The organism is Pseudomonas sp. Sample_24 (assembly GCF_004307605.1).
Classification (GTDB): domain Bacteria; phylum Pseudomonadota; class Gammaproteobacteria; order Pseudomonadales; family Pseudomonadaceae; genus Aquipseudomonas.
In genome coordinates this window covers 20,972-39,406 of record NZ_RCNW01000182.1, presented here as the reverse complement: position 1 = coordinate 39,406, position 18,435 = coordinate 20,972, and the positions used below count along the sequence as shown (strand labels likewise).

21 protein-coding genes are annotated in these 18,435 nt (G+C 56.6%); 13 read left to right on the top strand and 8 right to left on the bottom strand.

From position 1 onward, the window contains the following. Positions 1–235 precede the first annotated feature (235 nt). The 3 genes from D8V06_RS09530 (at position 236) to D8V06_RS09520 (ending at position 2,753) form a co-directional block, all read left to right on the top strand. A complete protein-coding gene (locus tag D8V06_RS09530; protein WP_130904080.1) occupies positions 236–706 on the top strand; it encodes a hypothetical protein in 471 nt (156 codons plus the stop codon). 500 nt (positions 707–1,206) lie between these two features. Beyond that, positions 1,207–2,100, top strand: coding sequence for a sensor histidine kinase (locus D8V06_RS09525; protein ID WP_056856359.1), 894 nt, complete (start codon positions 1,207–1,209; stop codon positions 2,098–2,100). Then, complete coding sequence (locus tag D8V06_RS09520) at positions 2,097–2,753, top strand: response regulator transcription factor (RefSeq protein ID WP_130904081.1); 657 nt, start codon at positions 2,097–2,099, stop codon at positions 2,751–2,753. The genes D8V06_RS09525 and D8V06_RS09520 overlap by 4 nt, the downstream gene beginning before the upstream one ends. Here D8V06_RS09520 and yegS read toward each other — a convergent pair. After that, on the bottom strand, positions 2,737–3,654 hold the full coding sequence (gene yegS, locus D8V06_RS09515) for a lipid kinase YegS (RefSeq protein ID WP_056856361.1): 918 nt from the start codon (positions 3,652–3,654) through the stop codon (positions 2,737–2,739). The two genes, D8V06_RS09520 and yegS, sit on opposite strands and share 17 nt — an antisense overlap. A 228-nt stretch (positions 3,655–3,882) precedes the next feature. Between yegS and D8V06_RS09510 the strand changes: the two genes are divergently transcribed. Beyond that, positions 3,883–4,194 carry a hypothetical protein gene (locus D8V06_RS09510; RefSeq protein WP_130930859.1) on the top strand — a complete coding sequence of 104 codons (312 nt, stop codon included), beginning with the start codon at positions 3,883–3,885 and terminating at the stop codon, positions 4,192–4,194. Between the two features lie 62 nt (positions 4,195–4,256). Here D8V06_RS09510 and glp read toward each other — a convergent pair whose 3' ends face one another. Both glp and moaB read right to left on the bottom strand, forming a co-directional pair. Continuing rightward, positions 4,257–5,483: a gephyrin-like molybdotransferase Glp gene (glp, locus tag D8V06_RS09505; RefSeq protein WP_130930858.1), complete on the bottom strand. Its 1,227-nt coding sequence runs from the start codon at positions 5,481–5,483 to the stop codon at positions 4,257–4,259. Beyond that, on the bottom strand, positions 5,467–6,006 hold the full coding sequence (moaB, locus tag D8V06_RS09500) for a molybdenum cofactor biosynthesis protein B (protein ID WP_046816112.1): 540 nt from the start codon (positions 6,004–6,006) through the stop codon (positions 5,467–5,469). Before moaB ends, glp begins: the two co-directional genes overlap by 17 nt. 81 nt (positions 6,007–6,087) lie before the next feature. On the opposite strand from moaB, the gene mobA reads away from it, so the two are divergent. Further along, entirely contained in the window at positions 6,088–6,690 is a 603-nt protein-coding gene (gene mobA / locus D8V06_RS09495; RefSeq protein WP_130904083.1) for a molybdenum cofactor guanylyltransferase MobA, read from the top strand. Between the two features lie 77 nt (positions 6,691–6,767). Further along, on the top strand, positions 6,768–6,989 hold the full coding sequence (locus tag D8V06_RS09490; protein ID WP_056856365.1) for a YgdI/YgdR family lipoprotein: 222 nt from the start codon (positions 6,768–6,770) through the stop codon (positions 6,987–6,989). 79 nt (positions 6,990–7,068) lie between these two features. On the opposite strand, the gene D8V06_RS09485 is transcribed toward D8V06_RS09490, so the two are convergent. The 5 genes from D8V06_RS09485 to D8V06_RS09465 all read right to left on the bottom strand — a co-directional run bounded on the left by D8V06_RS09485 (position 7,069) and on the right by D8V06_RS09465 (position 10,507). Continuing rightward, positions 7,069–7,347: a hypothetical protein gene (locus D8V06_RS09485; protein ID WP_056856366.1), complete on the bottom strand. Its 279-nt coding sequence runs from the start codon at positions 7,345–7,347 to the stop codon at positions 7,069–7,071. Between the two features lie 126 nt (positions 7,348–7,473). Next, on the bottom strand, positions 7,474–8,364 hold the full coding sequence (locus D8V06_RS09480; RefSeq protein ID WP_056856367.1) for a pseudouridine synthase: 891 nt from the start codon (positions 8,362–8,364) through the stop codon (positions 7,474–7,476). A 71-nt stretch (positions 8,365–8,435) separates the two neighbouring features. Further along, complete coding sequence (locus tag D8V06_RS09475; protein WP_056856368.1) at positions 8,436–8,753, bottom strand: hypothetical protein; 318 nt, start codon at positions 8,751–8,753, stop codon at positions 8,436–8,438. Between the two features lie 167 nt (positions 8,754–8,920). Beyond that, positions 8,921–9,157 carry a glutaredoxin family protein gene (locus tag D8V06_RS09470; protein ID WP_056856369.1) on the bottom strand — a complete coding sequence of 79 codons (237 nt, stop codon included), beginning with the start codon at positions 9,155–9,157 and terminating at the stop codon, positions 8,921–8,923. Between the two features lie 141 nt (positions 9,158–9,298). Further along, on the bottom strand, positions 9,299–10,507 hold the full coding sequence (locus D8V06_RS09465; RefSeq protein WP_056856370.1) for an ammonium transporter: 1,209 nt from the start codon (positions 10,505–10,507) through the stop codon (positions 9,299–9,301). Between the two features lie 327 nt (positions 10,508–10,834). Between D8V06_RS09465 and D8V06_RS09460 the strand changes: the two genes are divergently transcribed. The 7 genes from D8V06_RS09460 to D8V06_RS09430 all read left to right on the top strand — a co-directional run bounded on the left by D8V06_RS09460 (position 10,835) and on the right by D8V06_RS09430 (position 18,433). Next, on the top strand, positions 10,835–11,149 hold the full coding sequence (locus D8V06_RS09460; RefSeq protein ID WP_008055105.1) for a YqjD family protein: 315 nt from the start codon (positions 10,835–10,837) through the stop codon (positions 11,147–11,149). 2 nt (positions 11,150–11,151) lie between these two features. Then, complete coding sequence (locus tag D8V06_RS09455) at positions 11,152–11,541, top strand: phage holin family protein (protein WP_056856371.1); 390 nt, start codon at positions 11,152–11,154, stop codon at positions 11,539–11,541. Next, positions 11,538–11,882: a hypothetical protein gene (locus D8V06_RS09450; protein ID WP_056856372.1), complete on the top strand. Its 345-nt coding sequence runs from the start codon at positions 11,538–11,540 to the stop codon at positions 11,880–11,882. The genes D8V06_RS09455 and D8V06_RS09450 overlap by 4 nt, the downstream gene beginning before the upstream one ends. A gap of 140 nt (positions 11,883–12,022) precedes the next feature. Continuing rightward, positions 12,023–13,351: a deoxyguanosinetriphosphate triphosphohydrolase gene (locus D8V06_RS09445; RefSeq protein ID WP_130930857.1), complete on the top strand. Its 1,329-nt coding sequence runs from the start codon at positions 12,023–12,025 to the stop codon at positions 13,349–13,351. 172 nt (positions 13,352–13,523) lie between these two features. Next, on the top strand, positions 13,524–13,910 hold the full coding sequence (locus tag D8V06_RS09440; protein WP_056856887.1) for a response regulator: 387 nt from the start codon (positions 13,524–13,526) through the stop codon (positions 13,908–13,910). A gap of 246 nt (positions 13,911–14,156) precedes the next feature. Further along, positions 14,157–14,783, top strand: a complete 627-nt coding sequence (locus D8V06_RS09435) for a response regulator transcription factor (protein ID WP_056856374.1) — start codon at positions 14,157–14,159, stop codon at positions 14,781–14,783. An 8-nt stretch (positions 14,784–14,791) separates the two neighbouring features. Continuing rightward, positions 14,792–18,433, top strand: coding sequence for a transporter substrate-binding domain-containing protein (locus D8V06_RS09430; RefSeq protein ID WP_130930856.1), 3,642 nt, complete (start codon positions 14,792–14,794; stop codon positions 18,431–18,433). The last annotated feature ends 2 nt before the right edge of the window (positions 18,434–18,435 follow it).

Here is an 18,435-nt window from a genome sequence, read left to right as displayed (position 1 = left end):
CTGATATTCGCGATATCCAATAGCCATTAATGTGACGCCATTCTCATTGCATGAACGGAGTCAGGCTTTTGTGTGCGATCGCAAGTAAGTGGCCAGCTACCCTTTTGACTTCTCCAGCCTGCTCTCCTGCCGGCCAGAGCGCGATCTCACGACGACCCGGTTACGCCGGGGCGACAATCGTCCTCGTCGACACACACGACATCCCCTCATTTGACATGACGTTGTGGAGATAAGCATGCCGAACAATCGCACAGAATGGGCAAAGCGGGTCCCGGAGTTTCTTGTCGAAGCCGAAACCCTCCTGGCCAAAACCGAAGAATGCCTCAGTCACCTGCAACTGATCAGCAATGACAAGGACGCCATCGACTGCTTGCTCAGCACCCTTCTCAAGCTCGCCAGCAAGGCCGATGCCCTCGCACTGGCGGCCGTTTCAGAGTTTTCGTTGCACATCCACGGCTTGCTCAATCATGCGCAGCATCACATGGATCTGCACGACGAAGCCCTGGCCGCACTCAAGGACTGCCTGACGTTGATCGCCTGGCAACTTGAGTTGATCGATCAGAAGACCGGCCAACTCAGTCTCGACGAAAGCGAACAGACGACCCTGATCGAAGCGTTCGCCTTCCAGGTCGGTCAGCAGCATTTCCAGCCTGCGGTTAATTCCAGACCGTTTACACTCGTTTCCTATATGGAACGCCAGGCTTGAATGTCATCAATAGAGCGCAACTCCATGTGTTTGTGGCCAACGGTGCTATATAACCTAGCCAAGTACAGGTCGTAATTGAACATTACGTACCCATTAACGACATCTTCGAACAAACCATTATTCCTGCGTTTTTCCTGCCAGCTCGTTCAGAGCGTCGCTTGGCGCAAATGGATCCAAACCCCTATGTTCAAGGGGAACCGGTGACAGCAGCGACCACACATTTCCCAACATGGAACTACCGTACAAAACGGACTGTTTCCTGACTTCCTGGACATATAACCCAAGCGCGACCAACGGTATGTTCGGTGTTATTATGGCGCCCATTAGTTGACGTCAATTAATGGCGATGTGATTGTGGGTGACTGCAACGACCAAGTTCCATCCTGGATTTCTCATTCAGATAGTACGTCCCGTTGAAGTCCATGCATGACACTACAAAACAGAGATCCGTCAGCCATGACCGGTCTGCCCGCAGCGAACCTCCATTGGCTCCATCCGCTATGTACGCCAGTTTCAAGTCAATCACCATGTGGCCACCCTCACGAGAAAACGCTCGCCGGTTCACGCTATTGCTATGTGCCAGCTCGACGCTCGGCAGTCTGCTCATCTATGGCCTGTCCACTCGCCTGCCCCTCGGCCTGCTGATACTGGATATCGCGGCACTTGGCTGTGTCTGGGTGCAATATCGCCTGTCGCGCAAGTCGATCAAGTTTCAACCGCAAGAACTCGCCGACCGACTCCTGCAAGTTCAGGAGAACGAGCGCCATCGCCTGAGTCGGGAGCTGCATGACGACATCGGCCAATTGCTGACTGCTGCAAAACTGCAAAGTGACTGGCTCAAACGCCGAATGCCGGAAGAGCTTCAGGGGCAATGTGCGGTACTTTGCGACACGCTGGAGGAGACGCTCGCCAAAGTGCGCGACGTATCGGCCATCCTCAATCCTCGGCAACTGACCAGCCTGGGCCTCGAAGCCAGTCTGCGCGCGCATTTACTCAAGACGCTGGCCAACTCCCCGGTGCATTGGAGCCTGGAATGCCATCAACGCCTGACCGGCATACCGGAAGAAATGGCCGTCGCGGCATTTCGCATTACCCAGGAAGCCGTCACCAATATGCTGCGGCATGCCGAGGCAAAGAATCTGCTGGTGTGTCTTAAACGCTTGCCCCAGGGATTGAGCTTGTTGATCAGTGATGACGGCCAAGGTTTTGCGCCTGCCATTGATCCGGGCCGCGAGGGGCAGCGCGGAATGGCTGGAATGTCGGAGCGGATCAGCCAGCTGGGCGGTACATTGACCGTTACCAGCGAGCCTGGCAAAGGCACGCAAATCCAAGCACTCTTCCCCTGGGCGCCCCGTGCGCTTGAGCGGGCCAGTACGAATAAGGTTATGCATTGACTTGTCACTTACTTCTGGTGGATGACCACTCGCTGATCAGGGCTGGCGTGCGCGCCCTGGTGCTGGACCTTCCTGGCTACGACGTCATTGGCGAGGCCAATGACGGCTCACAATTGCTCGCGATGGTCGAACACCTGTCCCCGGATATCGTCCTGCTGGATATTTCCATGAAGCAGACCGGCGGCCTTGAAGCCTTGCAGCAACTCAAAAGGATTCGCCCGCAAAGCAAGGTGCTGATCCTGTCGATGCACACTGACCCCGCGCTGATCATGCAGGCGCTCGAATCCGGGGCCCACGGCTATTTACTCAAAGACACGACGGCTACTGAACTGGAGCATGCGCTGCAAGCCTTGCGTAACAATGAACGCTACCTCAGCCCGGCGATCGCCCATACCGTGATCAACCAGGCACTGACCCGCAACCAGAAACACCCGGCCCCGGCAGACTCGCACAACCTGACCGCCCGCCAACTGGAAATCCTGCGCCTGATCGTTCGCGGGAAATCCACTCGGGAAATTGCCAACGGCTTGGGCTTGAGCGTCAAGACGGTCGAGACCCACCGCTCGCAAATCATGAAGCGCCTGCAGATCTACGATGTGGCTGGCCTGGTGTTGTTTGCCGTGCGCGAGCAAATCATCAGTCTGGACGATTGACGACCTCATTTACGCTCAACAATGGAGAGTCGACCGGCAGATGCACTCGCAATGCTCCCGGCTGCGCGCAGAAGCGCAGATTGTCACCCTCCAGCGGTTCGCCATCGAGGTTGATGTACAACCCCTCAGCCACCTTGATCTCGACCCACGGCAGTCGGGCGCGAACAAACATGCTATCGATGCCGAATCCATCCGTCAGCAAGCTTTTCAAGGTCCCGACCACTTCCTGTGGCGCTGGCAAAATGCTGATATCGAGCAGTCCATCGTCCGCCAGGGCTTGCGGGCATAATTCATGTCCGCCGCCAGCCTGCCGGCCATTGCCGATGCCCAGGGCCAGCAGCTCTCCGCTCCAATGAAAGTCCGGCCCCTGCAGTTCACCGTAAGCGGCGTGCAGCTCACTGAACCGTGACAAACCGGTGAACAGATAGGCCGCACCACCGAGCACCTTTTTCAGGTCCTCGGAAGTATTGGCTGTGACCTGACTGCCGAATCCCCCCGTAGCCATGTTGAGAAAGACTTGCCCACCGACCTCGCCCAGATCGATGGAACTCGCAGCGACGTCCAGTAGATCCAGAGCCAGCGCAGGTTCCAGAGGAACGCCAGCGGCGCGTGCAAAGTCATTGGCCGTTCCAAGAGGCATCAGCACCAGGCTTGCCTGCGTCGACTGCGCGGCCATGGCCTCGGCAATATCACGCAAGGTGCCGTCGCCCCCGCCCGCAACGATTTTCGGGTAACCCGCGGCCAGTGCCTCTTCCACCAGGCGCTGCGCATCGCCAGCTTCCCAGGTCAATCGAACGGCGAGCTCCCAACCCTGTTCACGCCTGGCTTCAACGGCAGCGCGCACATCCTCGTTGAGCGCCTGCTTGCCATGCAGAATCAACAGCGCCTTGCGTTCACTCATGGTGTTCACTCCCGGAATTGAATGGCGTATGGAAGATGTTGACCTCCTTGCCCCCACTAAAAGTTGCACGCTGACGATCTTTTTCCAGACGGGCGCCCTAGAAGCCCTGCAAGACGGGATTTTTCCCACAAAACCTTAGGAATCCGCTCAATTGACCAATACCTGTGATTGGTACACCTTGGTGTCTACGGATTTCACTCAGCAGCAGGACAAACACAAGGACGTGCCATGCAAAACCATGACATCAGGCTTCCAGTGATGCCGGTCGTGCCCAACGCTGCACAACGCACTGATCAGATGACGGATTTCGCAAGCAGCAAAAACCCCAAGGGAGAAGTCGATATGGAACCTCGCGTCATCGAGCTGGAGACACACCTGAAATACATTCGCAAGGACATGGAAGAAGTGCGCAATGACGTCAGGTCAATAAAACACAGACTCGCCTATTCCGCGGGCGGAACGGCGGTGGTCCTGGGACTGCTTGGCTGGATCGCCAACAGTCGCTTCGATCAGCTTGTCACACTGCTGCTGGCTCATTAAGCCACCCAAACGCAAAACCCGGTTTCGTCAACCGGGCTTGCGAGCTTTCATTGCCGCGAGAATCAAATCAATACTTCACTCAACGGAATGAAACTAACGCTATCACCTGCGACCAACGTGCGCCCTTCCATGACTTCAACCAGTCCATCAGCCCAGGCGGCACTGCGCAGCACGCCAGAGCTCTGATTTTTGTAGATGATCGCCCGACCGTTCTCAAGGCGACCGCGCAAGTATTCGCGTCGATTGCCTGCAATGGGCCAGTCAAACCCGCATTGCACTTGCACGTTCAACGGCGCGACATCCTTGACGCCCAGACGACGCAAAAGATAAGGCCTGGTCAACAAGGCGAAGGTCACGAGCGTCGACGCCGGGTTACCCGGCAGACCGATGACCGGAACACCACGAAAATGTCCGAATGTCAGCGGCTTGCCCGGTTTGATAGCGAGCTTCCACAAACTCAACTCACCCTCTTCCCGCAAGGCAATGCCCAGAAAATCGGCCTCACCCACAGATACACCGCCGGTCGAGAGAATCAAATCGACATCTTTCAGTTCGCCGAGTCGCGCGCGCGTGGTGACAAGATCGTCTGGAAGAATACCGGCATCGACCACTTCACAACCCAAACGCTGCAGCCAACTGCAGAGCAGCACGCGGTTACTGTTATAGATCTGCCCTGGGCCTAATGCTTGACCTGGCTCAATCAACTCGTCGCCAGTGGACAGAACCGCGACGCGGATCTTGCGAACCACATCCAGCTCAGCACAACCCAACGACGCAGCCAAACCTTGCTCGATCGGCCCCAGGCGCGTACCCGCTGGCAAAACCAGTTCTCCGACAGTCGTTTCCTGGCCCTGTGGTCGAATGTTTTGCCCGGGGTTCATGACTTCGGTAAACGCTACTCGCTCGTCCGACTGGACTTCAGCGTTTTCCTGCATCTCGACACAATCGGCGCCGGCGGGAACAGGCGCCCCGGTGAATATCCGGGCACAGGTGCCTGGCTGCAAGGGCTCGGGAACCTTGCCTGCAAAAATTTTCTGGCTGACAACCAGTGGTTCTCCGGTCCAGTCAGCAATACGTAGCGCATAGCCATCCATGGCACTGTTCGGCCACGGCGGGAGATCCAGCGTCGACAGCAGATCATCCGCCAACACACGACCCTGAACCTGAGCCAACGGCAAGCGTTCACGTTGAAGAATTCTCGTGGCGTCCGCCATTTCCAGTAACCGCGCCAGTGCTGCCTCAACGGGCATCAGGCTACCGGTCTTGCCCGGCTTACCCACGGGATTCACAAGGGGCTGCCTGTTTCAAATGAGTGACGAAGTTGCATGGGCGATGGCGTGAATCCAACTGCTCGCCAAGAATGCCGTCCCAACCGGTACGCACCGCATTGGTCGAACCAGGCAAGCAGCAGACCAGCGTGCCATTCGCCAGGCCAGCCAAGGCGCGGGACTGGACCGTAGACGTGCCGATGTCCGCTACGGAGATCTGGCGGAACAGTTCACCGAACCCATCAACTTGTTTATCGAGCAGGCAGCTCACCGCTTCCGGAGTACTGTCGCGACCGGTGAAACCGGTGCCGCCAGTGATCAGCACGACCTGCACGACCTCGTCGGCAATCCAGTTGGCGACTTGCGCACGAATTTTGTAGAGATCATCTTTGAGCAGTACACGGCACGCCAGGTTATGGCCGGCCGCCGTCAAACGGTCGACAAACACCTGACCTGATGTATCGGTTTCCAGGGTACGGGTGTCGCTGACCGTCAATACCGCAATGTTCAGCGGCGCGAAAGGTACATCAGCCTTGGCTTTCATAGGCTCGTCCAGTTGTAGGAGAAACAGCCCGGTGTTATATCACAGCGCCCCCTTTTTTCGCCGCCCCCCTGGAGAACTGCCATGACTTCGATTGCACAATTGCCGTCCTGCTCCATTCTGCTCCTGGCAGGCGGGCGCGGCCAACGCATGGGCGGACAGGACAAAGGGTTACTGGAATGGCACGGCGAGCCGCTGATCGCGCATTTGCATCGCAAGACGCGCCCCCTGAGCGATGACCTGATCATTTCCTGCAATCGCAACATGGATAAGTACGCTGCCTACGCCGACCAGTTGGTTCATGACGACGAAGGCGACTTTCCTGGGCCGCTGGCCGGCATTCGTGCTGGCTTGAAAGCAGCCCGCCATTCGCATTTATTGGTCTTGCCATGTGACGTTCCCCGCATCGATGCTGCCCTGCTTGCCAGCATGCGTGAAACCGCCAGCCTGCATCCCGACAAACCGTTGATGTTGCGCCATGACGAACACTGGGAACCGTTGCTGTGCGTCATACCCGTAGCCCTTCGCGCAGACTTTGAAAGTGCCTGGCAAGAGGGCGAACGAAGCCCGGGGCGATTGATGCGCAAGTTGGGCGCTACTGCCCTGCAGTGCCCCGATAACGACCCTCGCCTGGCCAACCTCAACACGCCGGACCTGTTAAGCACGCACGACACTGTGTCAGACTGACACTACCCAAGGAACTTGCAGGCGCCGTTCACGTCTCAAGCTCAGGTAACCTAAAGAATTCATTTCGGAGACACACCATGACTCAACGGACCCTGGCCACTTTCATGCTCGCACTGGGCCTCGCCACCCTCGCCGGTTGCGCATCGCCTACAGTGATCACCTTGAATGACGGTCGCGAAATCCAGGCCGTCGACACGCCACAATATGACGATGATTCGGGCTTCTACGAATTTGAACAGCTGGATGGCAAACAGACCCGCATCAACAAGGATCAGGTTCGTACCGTTAAAGAGCTGTAATCTTCGCGGTGAATACCGGATAAAAAAATGCCCCGACTAATCGGGGCATTTTTTTGTCTGTTTCATGAGTACCGAAGGGCTATGGATTCGGCTCGTTGTTCAGTTTATCGACCCGGGCCAACGCTTGTGTGGCTTCGGTGATGCATTTCTTGTCATCGTTGGCCGCCCGGGCTGCTTCAGCGCTTGCCTGCATCCGCTTGATTTCCATGGTGGTGTTTTCGGATGTGGCTGGCAGGCTCGTTACTTTGTCCTTGAGCTCCTGAAGCTTGATGGCGCAAAGGTCATTGTCAGCGGCGAAAACGGGAGAGGCCAGCATTGCAGCGCAAATGAACATTCCAGCAAAAACGGTACGTTTCATGAGTATCTCCAGGCTTGGACAGTCCCGGGATTGCGTGTCGCAGTTCCGGGATCATTGATCGCCACATTTGTGGTGCATGATCAAATGACTGCAAACCCGGGCGATAATTCTATTTCAGTTCCGGGATCACCATTGCAGGGTGATCGAGCTCTCGAATTCCCGGTCCTCTCCACTGACCGGATCGACAAACTTCAGCCCTTGCGCCAGTAGCTTCAAAGGATTGGCGTAGTCATCTTCCACGTCCTTGAGTACCTGGGGATAAAACGGATCGTTACAGATGCTGGCGCCCAAAGCTGTCATGTGGACCCGTAACTGGTGCTTCTTGCCCGTCACCGGATAGAGCCCATAACGCCACAGATCGCCATTTTTTTCCCTGACCTCCACCGCCGTCTCGGTGTTGCTGATGCCCGGACCTTCCTGCATGCGGAAAAACGGTTCGCCATCAATCAGTCGGCTTTTATGGATCAGCGGAAAAGACAGATCAGGTAATGCCCGGGCAATGGCTTCGTAGCGTTTTTCGATCTGCCGTGTTGGAAACAGGGACTGATACGCCGAACGACTTTGCGGGTTGGCGGAAAACAGCACCAGGCCAGCGGTATGGCGGTCGATGCGATGCAGGGGCACCAGATGGGGATTATCGAGACGGCGGATCAGCCGTCTCAGCAATGTCTGCTCCACGTATTCCCCGGCCGGGGTCACGGGAAGAAAATGCGGTTTGTCCGCCACGACCAGATGCTCATCCGCGTACAGAATCGACTCCGTCACGGGGATGGTTTTTTCGTCTGGCACTTCGCGAAAATAGTGAATCCGTAAACCTTCCTTGTACGGCAGATCAACGGCGATCGGCACTCCGTGCCCATCGAGAACGCGGCCTCGCGCAACCCTGTCCAGCCACTGATCACGACTGATGGCGCTGAAATGCTCGCACAGGCATTCGATTACGGTCCGCCACGGGCCAGGTGGCAAATAGAGCGTACTGGCCTGGCTGTGTGCGGCGGAAAAAGATGAAGTGGACATACGAACGTTCTAACCCTCAATGCAGAACGGCATTATCCAACAGCAACGGGGGCGAACCTAGCAGAGATTCTTCAGGCTGGAATCTGCCTGCGCGCCGCTGCCTCGGTGTACTCCTTCAGCCAGCGCAGTACATCGACCGCCTCCCAACGCCCCGGATCGTAGAGCGCATACAACAAGCCCTGATAGCCCACCACATCCAGTTGCCGGTGATAGCCAGCACGCTGGAACAAGGCTTCGATTTCTGCAAAACAGGTATTGAAGTGGACCTTGTTGAACGGAGTTTTCCCCTCCGTTACCAGACCGTCCAGACGCAACTCGAGGACCGCCTCACGTACCACGTCCACCGACATCAGGTTGACGCTGCTTTTCAATTGCTCGACATTGACCACGATTCTTCCCTCTCACGCCCGCACCCGCACGCTTCGGCCGATAACCGGCGGCGGCAAGGCTGCATTGCGAATAACTGTATGTGCATACAGTATCCGAATACCATCCTTTAAGCCAAGAGGATCAATCGCAAAGTTCGACAGGCGGGAACGTCGTGCCGGGAAAATTTCTACCGCAAAAATGCCACCACATCATCGGCACTGAAGGGCCAACCCAGTTCAGCCCCTGTATCGACCCGGCGCAACACCGGAATGCGCAGACTGTAAGCCGCAAACCAGGTTTCGTCGTCGGCAATATCCACCAGTTCCACCAGCAGACCACGCTCGACGAATTCCATCAGCATGGCTTCGGCCACTTCACAGAGATGGCACCCCAGGGTGCCGAACAACTGACATTCAGGAAGCATGAGGGCTCAACCGAAGAAATTAAGTGACCATTCTAGGCCTGCCCTGAAAAACCGTCGAGCCATTGTAATATCTGGCCTGTAGCCAGGGACCGCTACCGCCTCCGGCTCGATTTCCAGCCCGGGCCGAAGGCGGTGGAAGGGTCAATCCTGACTGACAGCACCGATCTTGTGCACCGACAAATCCGCGCCGTAGTACTCCTCTTCCTGACTCAGTCGCAAACCGTGGAACGCCTTGATCGTGCCGTACACGGCAAAGCCGCCGGCCAACGCCACCATCACACCTGACGCGGTGCCGATCAACTGGCTGATCAGGCTAACGCCCCCCAGCCCACCCAATTCGCTCTGGCCGAAGATGCCGCAGGCGATCCCGCCCCACACACCGCACAGGCCATGCAACGGCCAGACACCCAACACATCGTCGATATGCCATTTGCTTTGCGCGGCGGTAAAACACCAGACAAACAGTGCCCCGGCGACGGCGCCGGTCACGAGTGCTCCCACCGGATGCATGAGGTCGGAACCGGCGCAGATCGCCACCAGTCCAGCCAATGGGCCGTTGTGCAGAAAGCCGGGATCGTTGCGGCCGACAATCAGGGCCGCCATTGTGCCCCCGACCATGGCCATCAAGGAGTTGATCGCCACCAGCCCGCTGACCCCCTGCAAGGTTTGCGCACTCATCACGTTGAAACCGAACCAGCCGACAATGAGAATCCACGAGCCCAATGCCAGGAACGGAATACTCGACGGTGCGAACGCCACCAACCGCCCTTCGCGATAGCGCCCATTGCGTGGTCCCAGCAACAACACCGCGGCCAGTGCCAGCCAGCCGCCCATGGCATGGACGACAACAGAACCGGCAAAGTCGTGGAAACCGGCGCCGAAATGCGCCAGCAACCAGGCTTGCAAACCAAAATTGCCATTCCAGACGATGCCTTCAAAGAAGGGATAAATGAACGCCACGATGAGTGCCGTCGCACACAGTTGCGGCACGAATCTCGCCCGTTCGGCGATACCTCCGGAAATGATTGCCGGGATCGCCGCGGCGAAAGTCAGCAAAAAGAAAAACTTCACCAGAGCGTATCCATGGTCGGCATTGATCACCGCCGCCGGTTGCATAAAGGTGACACCGTAGGAGATCCAATAGCCTATAAAGAAGTAAGCCAACGTTGAAATCGCAAAGTCGCTGAGGATTTTCGACAATGCGTTGACCTGGTTTTTTTGTCGGACCGTTCCGACTTCGAGGAAGGCGAACCCGGCGTGCATGGCCAGAACCATGACGGCGCCGATGAGAATGAACAACGTGTTGGAACTATGGACCAGGCTGTCCACAGCGCTTTGCATATTTTCCATGGATTTGGCAGACCTTAAGGCTGAAAAAAGCACCAAAGCAGTTCGCGCGGGCAATCCATGCACCAAGTTGTGACCTATCAAAACGACTAGCTCACTCCCGATGAACCGCTTTGAGGCACAGGGTTCGTCAAGTCCGATCGGGGCCGGACAAATCGCGCGGGTTTCGATTGTTTGAGTTATGGTTTCAGGCAAACCTTGCCCAGCAACAGCGCATGCGGACAGGCCGGCGCACCACGACACAGCAAAAGTTGTACCAGTCATTTGTACTGAACCTTCGCGCAAGGCTCATACTCGAACGTTTCAGAAAGCCACTTATGGAGATCACCAATGGCCAGCATCAAGGCAAAGACTGCTCAAGAAATCCTGATGAGCGATTTTCAGACACTGGTCAGCGACACCGAACGGTTGCTCGAGCACACCGCGTCTCTGGCCGGTGATCAGGCGGATGAGCTGCGAGACCAGATCCACGACAGTCTTCTGCGGGCACGGGAAACCTTGAAACTGACTGAAGACTCCCTGCGCGAACGCGGCAAAGCTGCCGTCACCGCCACTGAAGATTATGTCCAGGCCAACCCTTGGCAATCGGTCGGGATTGCCGCCGGCGTGGGTTTCCTCATTGGCCTTCTGGCGACACGGCGCTGATTATGGCGATCGGTGACCCCGTCTCGCCCGAGACCAGCCCAAGTTCCTCATCGCGGCGCCTGGGTGCTGCATTCCTTGGCTTGCTGCACAGTCACGTCGAACTGTTTGGCATCGAGTTGCAAGAGCAGAAGGCCCGCACCGTAAGCTTGCTGCTGTTTGCAGGCCTGGCGTTGGTATTTGCCTTGCTGTTGCTCGTGGGACTATCAACGCTGGTGCTGATTCTGTTCTGGGACACCTATCGTCTGGCGGCGATCATCGGGCTCTGCGTGTTCTATACCCTGGCAGCGATCTTCTGCGGCATGCGTTTGAGAGCAGCCATCTTCGATGAATCCTCGCCCTTCCATGGCACCCTGGAAGAACTGGCCAATGATCGGGAGCGTCTGCTGCCATGAACCTGCCTGAACTTCCAAGAAACAGTTCGCGTACGGAAATGCGCAAGGCGCTGATCCGCCTGCGCATGGAAATGCATCGCCAGGAAATCCGCCATGAATCGGGCCAACTGCTGCAGCCCCTGCAGCGTGTTCGCGGCATGACGCAAAATTTGCAGGACGGTTTCGGTATCAAGCACGCTCCACTGTGGGGTGTGGCCGCCGTCACCTTGCTTGGTTTTCTGACCGGCAAGGGCGCAAAACATGGCGGTGGAATCAGCAGCCTGACTCGGCTGGTTCGACTGGGCACCACCCTGGGACCTCTGGTCAAGCTGGTCATGCAAGGCTCCTCGCGCAAACAGTAGCGGCCACGCTGCTGTTTGTACGCAGCAAAAACATGCGGGATGAACCTCTTCATCGAGGGGGTCATCCCGCGTGCCACTTGCAGGTCGCAGTGTGAACCGGGAAGCTAGGCTCATCAGTCACCTGACGGAGAGAACCAGCCTTGGATTGGCATACCCTGCTTACCCGCGAACGCCTTGGGAAGCCGCTGCATAGCCCGCAAGAGCTCGGCCGCAGCCCTTTTCACAAAGACCATGACCGGATCATTTTCTCAGGTGCGTTCCGCCGCCTCGGACGCAAGACCCAGGTTCATCCGGTGTCCAGCAACGACCACATTCACACTCGCCTGACGCACTCGCTGGAAGTCAGTTGCGTCGGCCGATCGCTGGGGATGCGCGTCGGGGAAACCATTCGCAACGCCCTGCCAGACTGGTGCGACCCCAGCGACCTGGGAATGGTCGTTCAATCGGCCTGCCTGGCCCATGACATCGGCAACCCACCGTTTGGCCACTCTGGCGAAGATGCGATTCGCCACTGGTTCCAACAAGCCGCTGGCCGGGGCTGGCTGGACGCGATGAGCGAAGCCGAGCGCAATGACTTCCTCAATTTCGAAGGCAACGCCCAAGGCTTTCGGGTACTGACTCAACTGGAGTACCACCAGTTCGATGGCGGCACGCGATTGACCTACGCCACGCTCGGCACCTACCTGAAATACCCATGGACGGCCAAGCACGCCGATTCGCTGGGTTACAAAAAGCACAAATTCGGCTGCTATCAAAGCGAGCTGCCGCTCCTGGAGCAGATTGCCCAGAAGCTTGGCCTGCCACAACTTGAAGACCAGCGCTGGGCGCGCCACCCGCTGGTGTACCTGATGGAAGCCGCCGATGACATCTGCTACGCGCTGATCGATCTGGAAGACGGCCTGGAAATGGAGTTGCTGGAATACGCCGAAGTCGAGTCCCTGTTATTGGACCTGGTGGGTGACGATTTGCCGGAAACCTATCGCCAGCTCGGCCCCAGGGATTCACGTCGGCGCAAACTGGCGATTTTGCGTGGCAAGGCCATCGAGCACCTGACCAATGCCGCTGCCCGCGCCTTCGTCGAGCAGCAGCACACCTTGCTGGCCGGAACGCTCCCCGGGGATCTGGTGGAGCACATGCACGGCCCTGCCAAGCGTTGCGTCCTGAATGCAAAAGACATGGCGCGCAAAAAAATCTTCCAGGACAAACGCAAGACCTTTCACGAGATCGGTGCCTACACCACGTTGGAAATTTTGCTCAACGCCTTTTGCGGTGCGGCACTGGAGCAGCATGACGGTCGCACGCCATCCTTCAAGAGTCGGCGGATTCTCGACCTGCTGGGCAACAACGCGCCCGACCCGCATGGCCCTTTACACACCTCGTTTCTACGAATGATCGACTTCATCGCCGGCATGACCGACAGCTACGCCAGCGATATGGCGCTGGAGATGACCGGGCGCTCCAGTCACTGAGCCAGATCGGCCATTACGTCATTCGTAATGGCCGATTAACCGCGGATAACTCAAGAGCATTCAACGTTCGCGGAATATCCCTACAGCCAATGTCGAGTGAACTGATCGATTGTTCAGAGTTGTCAGGAAACAATCACGACTATTTTTGTACAACATCATAAGCGTGGTAAAGATGATAAAGGACAATCTGCGCATCTTGCTGGTGGAAGACCATCCGTTTCAGCTCAGGGCAACACAATATTTATTAGAAAGTTTTGGTTTTACCCGACTGATTACAACCGATTGTGCCCAAGGTGCGTTTCAGGAAATGAACCGCGCCGAGCAGCCGTTCGATATTTTATTGTGTGACCAATGTCTGCCGGACATGCCTGGAATCGAGCTGGTCAAACTGGCCAGCGAGCTTGGAATGATCAGGCAAGCAATCCTGCTGAGCAGCCTGACGTCCGCAGAACTGGATGGCATAGAAAACTCGGCAAACATTCACGACCTTCCTTTACTTGGTTACTTGATAAAACCATTGAAACAATCTGAATTTATACAACTATTGACCTTGACATAACCATTGAAAGCCAATTTAAAACAGTCAAAAAAAGCAGTAAAAGCCCCGAAGTAAACTTCCTGCCAAACACAAACATACAAAGTAACTTTTATTCACCCTCATCAAAAACCTAGTTACCACGTAAGGCTATTCTTTATCACTTGTAGGAACTTTCCTATATTGCAGGTACAGCCGCAGCTGTTTGTACGTCACCTCGACTATCTGAGCTAAGGTGCGCGCTTTATTGAGCTCGCATGGGATTTGATTATGAACTCCGTTTTTATCGTCGACGATCACCCTGTCATCCGACTTGCCGTTCGCATGCTGCTGGAACACGAAGGTTTTAAAGTCGTTGGCGAAACCGATAACGGGGTCGACGCCATGCAAATGGTTCGCGAGTGCATGCCTGATCTGGTCATTCTCGATATCAGCATTCCCAAACTTGACGGGCTGGAAGTACTTGCCCGCTTCAACGCCATGAGCACTCCGCTGAAAACACTGGTTTTAACTGCACAATGCCCGACCCTTTTCGGTATTCGTTGCATGCAATCCGGGGCCTCGGGCTATGTATGCAAACAGGAAGAACTCAGTGAATTGGTCAGCGCGATAAAAGCGGTATTGTCGGGTTACAACTATTTCCCGAGCGAGGCGCTGAACCCTGTACGAAGTGATGATATTCGCTGGGCCGAACTGGAACTATTCAAGTCAGTCAACGACCGTGAGCTGATGGTATTGCAACTTTTTGCACAAGGCCGCACCAACAAGGAAATCGCCAAAGGCATGTTCCTGAGCAACAAGACTGTCAGCACTTACAAGAAACGTCTTATGCAAAAGCTCAAAGCCAAATCCCTGGTCGAACTCATCGAAATGGCGAAGCGCAACGCTTTGGTGTGAGAAAAACCATGCCCAGCCGCCTGACGGATTACCTGATACTGATGATCGCAGGCTTGTGCCTGAGCACTTCATTGTTCGCGGCACAGGGCGCTGAAAACTATGCCCTGTTGAGTCGCTCCACGGCCGGCACCCTGGAAATCCGGCTGGATGCCACGCAACGGCAATGGCTCGAGCATAAACGCGAGCTGGTCCTTGGAACGTCAGCACCGGATTATCCACCCTTCGACCTGACACTCAGCGGCCAGGATTATGAAGGTTTCACTGCCGATTACGCAGGCATCCTTGGCACTGTCACCGGCTTGCCGGTCAGGGTTCAACGCTTTGCGACCAGAAATGCTGCCATCGAGGCACTGGAAAGCGGCAAAATTGACCTTCTGGGAACTGCCAACGGGTTTGAAGCCCACAATGACAACATTGTCCTTTCCGCACCCTATGCCGTGGATCAACCGGTACTGGTGACACGCGAAGGTGAAACCAGGTCGTTGACCGATGGCCTCGCCGGCATGCGATTGAGCATGGTCTATCACTACTTGCCGCAGGAAGAAGTCAAAGCGCTTTACCCGAAGGCAATCATCACGTCCTATCCGTCCTACCAGAATGCGATCAACGCCGTGGCCTTCGACCAGGCCGATGTGTTTCTGGGCGATACCATTTCAACCCATTACATGATCAACAAGGGCTACCTGAACAACATCCGCATGGCCAACTTCGGTAAACACGAAGCCCACGGTTTCAGTTTCGCGGTGAACAAAAACAATCCACAACTGCTCGGCATCATCAATGCGATGCTGATGGCGGTTCCTGTAAGCATCCGGGAAGACATCGCCAAACGCTGGAGTGCCGGCAGCGACATTCTGCTCACCGATCACAAACTGGAACTCAGTTACAGCGAGGAGCGCTGGCTGGCACAACATCCGGTCGTGCGAGTGGTGGTCAACGAAGCTTTCGCGCCACTGACGTTTTTCGATAGCGCCGGCAACTTTCGCGGCGTGGCCGCGGACTTGCTCGAGCTGATCCGCTTGCGTACCGGGTTGCGCTTCGACATTCAGCGCAGCCGCAGTGACAGCGACATGATCGAACGGATCAAGCACAACCAGGCCGACCTGATCGCCGCCCTGCTCCCCAGTGCGCAGCGCGACACCCTGCTGAACTTCAGCCGCCCGTACCTGCAAAACTCCTACGTCTTGCTGACACGCAAGGCCCCGGACAGCCCGCTCAATCTTGAACAGCTTGAAGGCAAACGCCTGGCTGTCGCCCAAGGCAACCCGGTGGTGGAGTATCTGCGCAAGGATTTTCCCAGGATAAAACTCATAGAAACGCCCGATACATTCAGCGCCGTAGAGATGCTGGCCGAAGGTTTGGCCGAAGGTGCGGTCAACTCGTTGGTGATCGCCAACTACTTCATTTCATCGCGTCTGTTCGAGCGCTCGCTGCAGATCAGTACCACCATCGGCACCGAGCAGGCAGCCTTTTCCCTGGCAACCGGCCGCGAGGCCAAGGAGCTCAATGACATCCTCAACAAGGCATTGCTGAGCATCGCCCCGGAAGAACTGGGCATCATCAACAGCCGCTGGCGAGGGTATTCGGAGTCCACGCAAAACACCTGGCGAACCTTGCACCGGCTCTTCTACCAAATCGTCATAGGTGCCGGTGTATTGCTGATGATTTCCGTGGCCTGGAACGCGTACATGCGGCGCCAGATCAACCAGCGCAAGGCGGCCGAGCGAGCCCTGAACGATCAGTTCGAATTCATGCGTTCACTGGTCAACGGTACGCCTCACCCGATTTACGTACGCGACCGCCAGGGCTTGCTGCAAAGTTGCAATGACAGTTATCTGCAAGCGTTCTGCGCAAAACGCGAAGACGTCATCGGTAAAAGCGTGATTCAGGGCTCGATGAGCAATGCGTTCGAAGCCCTGGAGTATCAGGCCGATTACCAGCGTGTCGTGACCGAAGGCACGCCGCTGATTCTCGACCGTGCGCTGCACATCGGCGGCCGGCGATTGACGATCTATCACTGGATTCTTCCGTATCGGGATTCAAGTGGTGAGGTTCAAGGCATCATCGGTGGCTGGATCGATATCAGCGAACGGCGACAACTGTTCGATGATCTGCGCTTGGCGAAAGAACGCGCCGATGAAGCCAATCGGGCCAAAAGCACATTCCTGGCGACCATGAGCCATGAGATCCGCACCCCGATGAATGCAGTGATCGGCATGCTCGAGCTGACACTCAAGCGCATTGAACACAACCATCCCGATCGCTCGGCAATCGATGTGGCGTATCACTCGGCCAAAGACCTGCTGGAGTTGATCGGAGACATACTCGACATTGCACGCATCGAATCCGGGCACCTGAGCCTGAGCCCTGAACGCGTCAATCCTGAAGAGATCGTGGCGTCGGTGGTGCGTATCTTCGATGGGCTTGCCCGGCAGAAAGCGCTCGAACTGCTGCTGGAATTCGAATCGGCCGATCCGCCCATGGATGTTCTGCTCGATCCTCTGCGCTTCAAACAGGTGCTGTCCAACCTGGTCAGCAACGCCATCAAGTTTACCGAGCAAGGCCAGGTCAGGATTGTCGTCCGACTGCAGCACGCCACCGAACCCGATCATGTGGACATGATGTTGCAGGTCGAAGACAGCGGCATCGGAATCAGTGAAGAGGACCAACTGCGCCTGTTCGCGCCTTTCGCTCAGGCCGATGCCACCGGCCAGTCAGGCAGAGGTGGTGCCGGGCTGGGCCTGGTGATCAGCCGCAGCCTGTGCGAAATGATGGGTGGCCAACTGCAATTGAGCAGTCAGCCCGGGACAGGAACCAACGTGCGAATGTTGCTGCGCCTGCCCATGCTGCCGCGCGAGCCGCAGGTGGAAAAAATTGAAACCCCGCTCGCTACCGCCATTGCTCCGTTGCACGTCCTTGTGGTCGACGATCACGCCGCCAACCGCTTGCTCATGTGTCAGCAACTGGAGTTTCTGGGCCATCGTTTCCGCGTTGCGGCGGATGGTCAGGCAGCATTCGAGGCGTGGAAAAACGACAGGTTCGATCTGGTGATCGCCGATTGCAACATGCCGGTCATGAATGGCTACGCGTTGGCGCGCGCCATTCGCCGACACGAACAACACCTGCAATTGCCACCCTGCACCGTGCTGGGTTTTACCGCCAACGCGCAGCCCGAAGAAGTGCAACGCTGCAAACAGGCCGGTATGGATGACTGCCTGTTCAAGCCCCTGACGCTGACCGCCCTGAGTCAATGGGTCAACGGCCTGGCGCCTGCTCTTGTAACACCGGCCTTCAGCCTGCGCGCGTTGCAACAGTTGACCGGAGGAAATCCGCAGCTCAATCAGCGGTTGCTGGCCGAGTTGCTCAACAGTAACCGTCTGGATCGCCAGGCATTGAAGACGCTGTCCGGGTCAACCGAATCGCAACCATTTCTGGACATTGCCCACAAAATCAAAGGCGCCGCGCGAATCGTGCAGGCCTGCCGACTGATCGACTGTTGCGAGGCGCTCGAAGCCGCCTGCCGTGAACGCTTGCTGCGCGAAAAAGTGACCGAGCGCTGCACGGAACTGGAGCACGCGATGCTCGAACTGGAGCAGGCATTGCTGCTGCAAATCGACAAAACGGACCAAGGCGAAATGCCAGAGGCTTAACT

What these genes read in the sequence shown, in the direction of transcription:
- D8V06_RS09490 (WP_056856365.1), top strand. Translation starts at nt 6,768, where the DNA reads ATGACTCAACGGACCCTGGCCACTTTCATGCTCGCACTGGGCCTCGCC.
- D8V06_RS09465 (WP_056856370.1), bottom strand. Translation starts at nt 10,507, where the DNA reads ATGGAAAATATGCAAAGCGCTGTGGACAGCCTGGTCCATAGTTCCAAC.
- D8V06_RS09460 (WP_008055105.1), top strand. Translation starts at nt 10,835, where the DNA reads ATGGCCAGCATCAAGGCAAAGACTGCTCAAGAAATCCTGATGAGCGAT.
- D8V06_RS09435 (WP_056856374.1), top strand. Translation starts at nt 14,157, where the DNA reads ATGAACTCCGTTTTTATCGTCGACGATCACCCTGTCATCCGACTTGCC.
- mobA (WP_130904083.1), top strand. Translation starts at nt 6,088, where the DNA reads ATGACTTCGATTGCACAATTGCCGTCCTGCTCCATTCTGCTCCTGGCA.
- D8V06_RS09470 (WP_056856369.1), bottom strand. Translation starts at nt 9,157, where the DNA reads ATGCTTCCTGAATGTCAGTTGTTCGGCACCCTGGGGTGCCATCTCTGT.
- D8V06_RS09430 (WP_130930856.1), top strand. Translation starts at nt 14,792, where the DNA reads ATGCCCAGCCGCCTGACGGATTACCTGATACTGATGATCGCAGGCTTG.
- D8V06_RS09455 (WP_056856371.1), top strand. Translation starts at nt 11,152, where the DNA reads ATGGCGATCGGTGACCCCGTCTCGCCCGAGACCAGCCCAAGTTCCTCA.
- moaB (WP_046816112.1), bottom strand. Translation starts at nt 6,006, where the DNA reads ATGAAAGCCAAGGCTGATGTACCTTTCGCGCCGCTGAACATTGCGGTA.
- D8V06_RS09485 (WP_056856366.1), bottom strand. Translation starts at nt 7,347, where the DNA reads ATGAAACGTACCGTTTTTGCTGGAATGTTCATTTGCGCTGCAATGCTG.
- D8V06_RS09480 (WP_056856367.1), bottom strand. Translation starts at nt 8,364, where the DNA reads ATGTCCACTTCATCTTTTTCCGCCGCACACAGCCAGGCCAGTACGCTC.
- D8V06_RS09525 (WP_056856359.1), top strand. Translation starts at nt 1,207, where the DNA reads ATGTACGCCAGTTTCAAGTCAATCACCATGTGGCCACCCTCACGAGAA.
- D8V06_RS09510 (WP_130930859.1), top strand. Translation starts at nt 3,883, where the DNA reads ATGCAAAACCATGACATCAGGCTTCCAGTGATGCCGGTCGTGCCCAAC.
- D8V06_RS09450 (WP_056856372.1), top strand. Translation starts at nt 11,538, where the DNA reads ATGAACCTGCCTGAACTTCCAAGAAACAGTTCGCGTACGGAAATGCGC.
- D8V06_RS09530 (WP_130904080.1), top strand. Translation starts at nt 236, where the DNA reads ATGCCGAACAATCGCACAGAATGGGCAAAGCGGGTCCCGGAGTTTCTT.
- yegS (WP_056856361.1), bottom strand. Translation starts at nt 3,654, where the DNA reads ATGAGTGAACGCAAGGCGCTGTTGATTCTGCATGGCAAGCAGGCGCTC.
- D8V06_RS09440 (WP_056856887.1), top strand. Translation starts at nt 13,524, where the DNA reads ATGATAAAGGACAATCTGCGCATCTTGCTGGTGGAAGACCATCCGTTT.